A 7,092-nucleotide genomic window follows, 5' to 3' on the forward strand; every position below is an offset into this window, starting at 1 on the left:
GGGCTGCCATTGCAACGTGACGCTACGTCAGTTCCGCTCAATTGGCCTCGCAGGGGCAAAAGCGGCAGGACGCGTCTGCCACCGGCCTTCAGGCGGCGGTGCGTTCACCTGCGGGGCGGCGGCGAAGGTTCGCCCGCTCAAGAGCCGGCGGCACGTATGCCTGGTCGAGCGTGCCGACGTCGGTGCCCGGCGGAACGATCTCGTCGATCCGGTCGAGGATGTCGTCGGTGAGTGCCACGTCGAGGCCGGCGAGAAGGTCGTCGAGGTGGCTCATCGTGCGCGCACCGATGATCGCGCTGGTCACACCCGGATGGGCGATCGCGAACGCCATGGCGAGGTGGCTCGGCGCCAGGCCCGAATCCTCGGCGAGCGCGGTGAACTGCTCGGCGGTGTCGAGGCGGCGCTCGTCATTGAGGTGCTTGAAGAAGCCGGCGCGTCGGAGTTCGTTCGGCCGGCCCTTGCGGACGCGCCCCGTGAGCAGTCCCTGCCCGAGCGGTCCCCACACCAGCGCGCCCATCCCGTAGCGCTGTGCGACCGGCAGCACCTCGCGTTCGATCCCGCGGTTGAGCAGCGAGTACGGCGGCTGCTCCGTGTGGAACCGTGCCAGGCCGCGCCGCTCGGCGACCCACTGGGCCTCGACGATGTCGGACGCCGGCATCGTGGACGTCCCGATCGCCCGGACCTTCCCGCTGTGGATCAGGTCGGAGAGCGCGGAGAGCGTCTCCTCGATGTCCGTGGCGGGGTCCGGCCGCTGGATCTGGTAGAGGTCGATGTGGTCGGTCCGCAGGCGGCGCAGTGAGTTCTCGACCGCGGTCACGATCCAGCGCCGTGAGGCGCCCTGCTGGTTGGGGTCGTCTCCCGTCGGACGGCTCACCTTGGTCGCGAGGACGACGTTGTCCCGTCGCCCCTTGAGCGCCTTGCCGACGACCTCTTCGGAGTCACCGTAGGCGTCGGCGGTGTCGATGAGGTTGATTCCCGCGTCCAGCGCCTTGTGGATGATGCGGGCCGAGTCGTCGGGGTCGGGGTTGCCGATGGATGTGGCGAGCATCAGCGTGCCGAGCCCGTAGGGACTGACCTTGATCCCGGTCCGGCCGAGTGTGCGGTAGCGCATGGGAAATCTCCCTCTCTCCGTGAACATGCAGGTGGACGGTCATGCCGGTGAGTCCGCGTACGCCGATTACGGCTGCCGTACTGATACCGCATGTGGCACGCGGCATCCGGCTTCCAGCGTGCGGCGGGCCGGGTGTCGGCGGGAGAGACGTGCTTGTCCGGGGACGGGCTGTCCCTGGCTGCGGCCGGAGTCCGGGGGCATGGTGGAGGTGTGGACAGAACCGAAGTGGCCGACTTCCTGCGGCATTGCCGTACCCGGCTCGCCCCTGCCGACGTGGGGCTGCCGCAGGGCGCGCGGCGGCGCACCCCCGGGCTGCGCCGAGAGGAGGTCGCGCAGCTGGCCGGCATGTCCACGGACCACTACACGCGGCTGGAACAGGCCAGGGGCTCGCGCCCGTCCCGCCAGATGCTCGCCGCCGTGGCCCGCGCGCTGCGGCTGACCGGCGACGAACGGGACCACCTGTTCCATCTCGCCGGTGAGGAGCCCCCACGCAACCGGCCGACGACCGAGCATGTCCGCCCCGGGCTGCTTCTCGTCCTGGACCGGCTGACCGACACCCCCGCCCAGGTGGTGAGCGACCGCGGCGACGTCCTCGCGCAGAACGCGATGGCGAAGGCGCTCCACGGTGACGCGTCCGCCCGCCCCGAGGCGGACCACAACGCCACCTGGCGCTACTTCACCGACCCCTCCGCTCGGGAGCTCTTCCCGGCCGAGGACCGCGACCGTGCCGCCCGCGCGGCGGTGGCGGATCTGCGCGCCACCGCCGCGCGCCGCCCCGACGACGCGCGGCTGGCAGAGCTCGTACGCAGGCTCCGCGCCCGCAGCGAGGAGTTCTCGGCGCTGTGGGACACCCACGATGTCGCGGTACGCCGCGCCGACGTCAAACGCTTCCTGCACCCGGTCGTCGGCCTGCTGGAGCTGGACTGCGAGGTGCTGCTGAATCCGGAGCACGACCAGCGGCTGGTCGTCTACACCGCCCGTCCGGGCAGCCCGTCCCACGAGCGGCTGGAACTGCTGCGCGTGGTCGGCCTCCAGGACCTGACCCGCGGCTGACCGAACCGCCCCGCAGGCCCCTCCGGCCCGGCACTGTGGCCGGAGGGGCCTGCCTCGTCCTCAGCCCTTGACGACCTCCGGCGCCGCGTCGCCGACGACCACGACCTCGTACGGCCGGTCCGTGTCCGCCGTGACGCGGAGCGTGCCGCCCTCGCGGACCAGTTCGTACGTGGCGGCCGGGGCGCCCGTGAGGTCGGGGACCGTCACCGTGCGGGTGAAGTCGCCGATCCCCTCGGGGGCGTACACGCGCAGCTCCAGGTCCTGCGTCCAGTCGCCGTCGGGGCGGGAGGCGTCCGCGCCCAGCGGGAGGACCGCGCCGGGGCGGACCAGGAGCGGGAGGCTGTCGAAGCCGTGGGTGTCGTGGTGCCAGGCGGGGCCGCTGACGGTCTCGCCGGTCAGGAAGTGGGTCCAGGTGCCCTCGGGGACGTAGTACTCGACCTGGCCGTCCTCGCTGAAGACCGGCGCCACTAGGAGGTCCGGGCCCAGCAGGTACTGGCGGTCCACCGTGCGGGTGGCCGGGTCGTCGGGGAACTCCAGCAGCATCGGGCGCATGGTGGGGACGCCGGTGCGGTGGGCCTCGACGGCGGCTCCGTACAGGTACGGCATGAGGCGGTGCTTCAGTTCGGTGAACTGCTTGGCGACCGCGACCGCCTCGTCGCCGAACTCCCACGGCACGCGGTACGACGAGGAGCCGTGCAGGCGGCTGTGCGAGGAGAGCAGGCCGAAGGCGAGCCAGCGCTTGAAGACCGCCGGGTCCGGGGTGCCCTCGAAGCCGCCGATGTCATGGCTCCAGAAGCCGAAGCCGGAGAGGGACAGGGAGAGTCCGCCTCGCAGCGACTCGGCCATCGCCTCGAACGAGGACCAGCAGTCGCCGCCCCAGTGGACCGGGAACTGCTGGCCGCCGGCGGTGGCGGAGCGGGCGAAGAGGACCGCCTCGCCCTGGCCGCGCTCCTTCTCCAGGATGTCGAAGACGGCCTTGTTGTACAGGTGCGTGTAGTAGTTGTGCATCCGCTCCGGGTCGGAGCCGTCGTGCCAGACGACGTCGGTGGGGATGCGCTCGCCGAAGTCCGTCTTGAAGCCGTCGACGCCCTGGTCGAGGAGGGTCTTCAGCTTGGCCTGGAACCAGGCGGTGGCCGCGGGGTTGGTGAAGTCGACCAGCGCCATGCCGGCCTGCCACTTGTCCCACTGCCAGATGTCGCCCTCGGGGGTGAGGACGAAGTAGCCGTTCTCCACGCCCTCCGCGTACAGGGCGCTCTTCTGCGCGATGTACGGGTTGATCCAGACGCAGATCTTCAGGCCCTTGGCCTTGAGGCGGGCGAGCATGCCGGCCGGGTCGGGGAAGGTGTCCGGGTCCCATTCGAAGTCGCACCACTGGTACTCGCGCATCCAGAAGCAGTCGAAGTGGAACACGGAGAGCGGGATGCCGCGTTCGGCCATGCCGTCGACGAACGAGGTGACCGTCGCCTCGTCGTAGTTGGTGGTGAACGAGGTGGTCAGCCAGAGACCGAAGGACCAGGCCGGCGGGAGGGCCGGGCGGCCGGTGAGCGCGGTGTAGCGGGTGAGGACGTCCTTGGGCGTGGGGCCGGCGACGACGAAGTACTCCATCGTCTGGTCCTCGACGCTGAACTGCACCTGGCCGACGGCCTCGGAGCCGACCTCGAAGGACACCTTGCCGGGGTGGTTGACGAAGACGCCGTAGCCGCGCGAGGAGAGGTAGAACGGGACGTTCTTGTAGGCCTGTTCGCTGCTGGTGCCGCCGTCGGCCTGCCACATGTCGACGACCTGGCCGTTCTTGACGTACGGGGTGAACCGCTCGCCGAGGCCGTGGATCGTCTCGCCGACGCCGATGGCGAGCTGGGCGAACATGTGGTGGCCGCCGTCCTGGACGGTGGCGAAGGCGGTGCCCTTGCGTCCGGCGGAGGTCAGCACGCGGCCGTCCGCGTCCAGGAACTCCAGGCCGAAGCCGCCCTCGGTGGGGAGCCGGAGGGTGAGCGGGCCGCTGGTGAGTTCGGCGGTGGGGCCGTCGTCGCGGGTGGTGGCCGTGGTGTCCCCGGTCGCGCCGGGGAGGACGAAGTCCGGGCCGGGGCGGCGCTTGCCCGAGAGGTGGGTGACGCGGACACCGATGACGCCCTCGGCGGCGGCGTACGCCTCCACCGTGATCAGGGGGGCGTTCAGGGTGTCCCCGCGCCGCGTCACGCGCTTGACGGCTGCATGGGCGGTGAGGCGGTCGGCGTCGAGGCGGAGGTCGCGGGTTTCGGTGGCGTACGAGGCGTTCACACCGTCTCGCATCTGCCAGAAGCCGTCGGTGAACTTCATGGGGGGTCTTCCTTAGCCGGTGGTACGGGGGCGTGCGGGGTACGTCGTTCAGGGGTCCGTCGTCAGGAGTGCGTCGTCAGGAGTGCGGGCGTCGCCCGGTCGAGGACCGCAGTCACCCGGTCCCAGGTGGCCGTGTCCCGCGGTACGGCGGGCAGCTCGCGGCCCTCGCCGGTGCCCCACTCCGTCGCCAGGGCGACCGGGTCGCGCCCGGTGGCGGCGCCCGCGGCGAGGGCGGCCGCTCCCAGGGCGACCAGTTCGGCGGAGTCCGGGAGGATCACCGCACGGCCGGACAGCCGGCGCACGGTCTCCACCCACATCGTGCCCCGCGCTCCCCCGCCGATCAGGCGCAGCGGCGCGTCGGGCGCGTCCGGTGCCGCGGCGGTCACCGTCTGCTCGTGCGACGGGGCGGACGTCGACCGCCCCGGCACCAGCGGCAGCTCGTCCAGGGCGCGCAGGACGGCGACGACCGCGCCCTCGTAGGCGGCGCCGAGGATCTGCTGCCGGGTCGTGTCGTGCCGCAGGCCGTGCAGGAGCCCGGAGGCGGCCGGGAGGTCCGGGGTGCGCTCGCCGTCCAGGAAGGGCAGCAGCACGGCCTCGCCGCCCGGTACGGCGTCCTCGCGGTCCAGGCCGAGCAGCTCGGCGACCTTGTCCACGGCGAGGGTGCAGTTCAGGGTGCAGCCCAGCGGGAGGCGGGTGCCGTCGGTGGCGGCGAAGTCGGCGAGCAGCGGGGAGTGCGGGATGTTGCGGGTGGCGGCGAAGACGGTGCCCGAGGTGCCGAGGCTGACGACGGGGTGGTCGAGGAGCCCCTCGGCGCCCAGGCCCAGGCCCACCGCGGCGGCCATGTTGTCGCCCGTGCCGGCGGCGACGGGGATGCCCGCGGGCAGGCCGAGGGCGCGGGCGGCCTCGGCGGTGAGGTGTCCGGCGCGGGTGGCTCCGGTGGCGGCGACCGTGGACAGCATGTCCGCGCGGATGCCGGTGAGGGCGAGCAGCTCGGGGTCGTAACCCTGGGTGGCGGGGTCGTACCAGCAGGTGCCGGAGGCGTCGCCGGGGTCGGTGACGGCGGCGCCGCTCAGCCGCTCGGTGAGGAAGTCGTGCGGGAGGCGGACGGCGGCGGTCGCGGCGGCGTTGGCCGGTTCGTTCTCGCGGAGCCACATCCACTTGGCGGCGGTCATCGAGGCGACGGGCACCGATCCGGTGCGGTCCAGCCAGCCCTCCCGGCCGAGTGCGGCGGTGAGGGCGGCGGCCTGCGGGGCGGAGCGGGTGTCGTTCCACAGGAGGGCGGGGCGCAGCGGGTTGCCGTCGGCGTCCAGCGTGACGAGTCCGTGCTGCTGGCCGGCCACAGCGATCCCGGTGACCGCTGAGGGGTCCAGGCCCGATTCGGCGAGGGCGGCGGTGACGGCGGTGCGCAGGGCCTGCCACCACTGTTCGGGGTCGCTCTCACGGGCGCCGCCCTGGCCGGTCACGGTGTGCGGGGCGCGGCCCACGGCGAGCAGCCGGCCGGTCGCGGTGTCGACGACGGCGGCCTTGGTGGACTGGGTGGAGCTGTCCACGCCGATGACGGCCGATACCGGTGCGGTGGCCGGATTCCTGGCTGGTCGCGACGGCATGTCGTACCTCGTTCCTGTGGGTCCCGATTTTGATCGTACACAAAACAAATAATCTTCGAAGCGCTTCGACTGCGGTCGAAAAGGCCCTGTGGGCCGCCCCAATGGGGACTTCGAGCCCCTACGGGCCTCGCAAGTTGCCCCTATGTGACGGATGTGTCACCGGGATGGTCTAGAAACAAACGTCAGGATGCCGTATTAGTACTGTCAGAAAACAAATCGGTCGGACGGCAGAGCAGCCGCCCGGGCCATGTCGACAAGAGGCAGAAGAATGTCGAATCGCTTCACCCCCACCCCCGCCGACCGGTTCACCTTCGGGCTCTGGACCGTCGGCTGGCGAGGCAACGACCCCTTCGGTGACGCCACCCGCCCCGCCCTGGACCCGGTCGAGTCCGTCGAGCGCCTCGCGGAACTCGGCGCGCACGGTGTGACGTTCCACGACGACGACCTGATTCCGTTCGGGTCCTCGGACAGCGAGCGCGCCGCGATCATCGCGCGCTTCAAGGACGCCCTGGACCGCACCGGTCTCAAGGTCCCCATGGCCACCACCAACCTCTTCACACACCCCGTCTTCAAGGACGGCGGCTTCACCTCCAACGACCGCGACGTCCGCCGCTTCGCGCTGCGCAAGGTCATCCGCAACATCGACCTCGCCGTCGAGCTGGGCGCCGAGACGTATGTCGCCTGGGGCGGCCGCGAAGGTGCGGAGTCCGGCGGTGCCAAGGACGTGCGGGACGCGCTGGACCGGATGAAGGAAGCGTTCGACCTGCTGGGCGACTACGTCGTCGACCAGGGCTACGACCTCAAGTTCGCCATCGAGCCCAAGCCGAACGAGCCCCGCGGCGACATCCTGCTGCCGACGGTCGGCCACGCCCTCGCGTTCATCGAGCGCCTGGAGCGCCCGGAGATGTACGGCGTGAACCCCGAGGTCGGCCACGAGCAGATGGCCGGGCTGAACTTCGCCCACGGCATCGCCCAGGCCCTGTGGGCGGGCAAGCTCTTCCACAT

At 71.6% G+C, this 7,092-nt stretch carries 5 protein-coding genes; 2 read left to right on the forward strand and 3 right to left on the reverse strand.

Annotated features, from left to right (window positions below; all coding sequences use genetic code 11):
* Positions 1-88: 88 nt before the first annotated feature.
* Positions 89-1,111: an aldo/keto reductase gene (locus ABT025_RS08855; RefSeq protein WP_350991444.1), complete on the reverse strand. Its 1,023-nt coding sequence runs from the start codon at positions 1,109-1,111 to the stop codon at positions 89-91.
* Positions 1,112-1,321: 210 nt separating this feature from the next.
* Between ABT025_RS08855 and ABT025_RS08860 the strand changes: the two genes are divergently transcribed.
* The gene (locus ABT025_RS08860) at positions 1,322-2,164 is read left to right on the forward strand and encodes a helix-turn-helix transcriptional regulator (protein WP_350991446.1); all 843 of its coding nucleotides are present in this window, start codon (positions 1,322-1,324) and stop codon (positions 2,162-2,164) included.
* Between the two features lie 60 nt (positions 2,165-2,224).
* Here the strand turns inward: ABT025_RS08860 and yicI are convergent, their stop codons facing one another.
* Together yicI and xylB are read right to left on the reverse strand one after the other, a co-directional pair.
* Positions 2,225-4,480, reverse strand: coding sequence for an alpha-xylosidase (gene yicI / locus ABT025_RS08865; RefSeq protein WP_350991448.1), 2,256 nt, complete (start codon positions 4,478-4,480; stop codon positions 2,225-2,227).
* 62 nt (positions 4,481-4,542) lie between these two features.
* Positions 4,543-6,087 carry a xylulokinase gene (gene xylB, locus ABT025_RS08870; RefSeq protein WP_350991450.1) on the reverse strand — a complete coding sequence of 515 codons (1,545 nt, stop codon included), beginning with the start codon at positions 6,085-6,087 and terminating at the stop codon, positions 4,543-4,545.
* 268 nt (positions 6,088-6,355) lie between these two features.
* Between xylB and xylA the strand changes: the two genes are divergently transcribed.
* A partial coding sequence (gene xylA / locus ABT025_RS08875) for a xylose isomerase (RefSeq protein WP_350991452.1) occupies positions 6,356-7,092 on the forward strand: 737 nt, incomplete at its 3' end.

This window comes from Streptomyces sp. NPDC002809, assembly GCF_040295435.1.
In the GTDB taxonomy this organism is placed as follows: Bacteria; Actinomycetota; Actinomycetes; order Streptomycetales; family Streptomycetaceae; genus Streptomyces.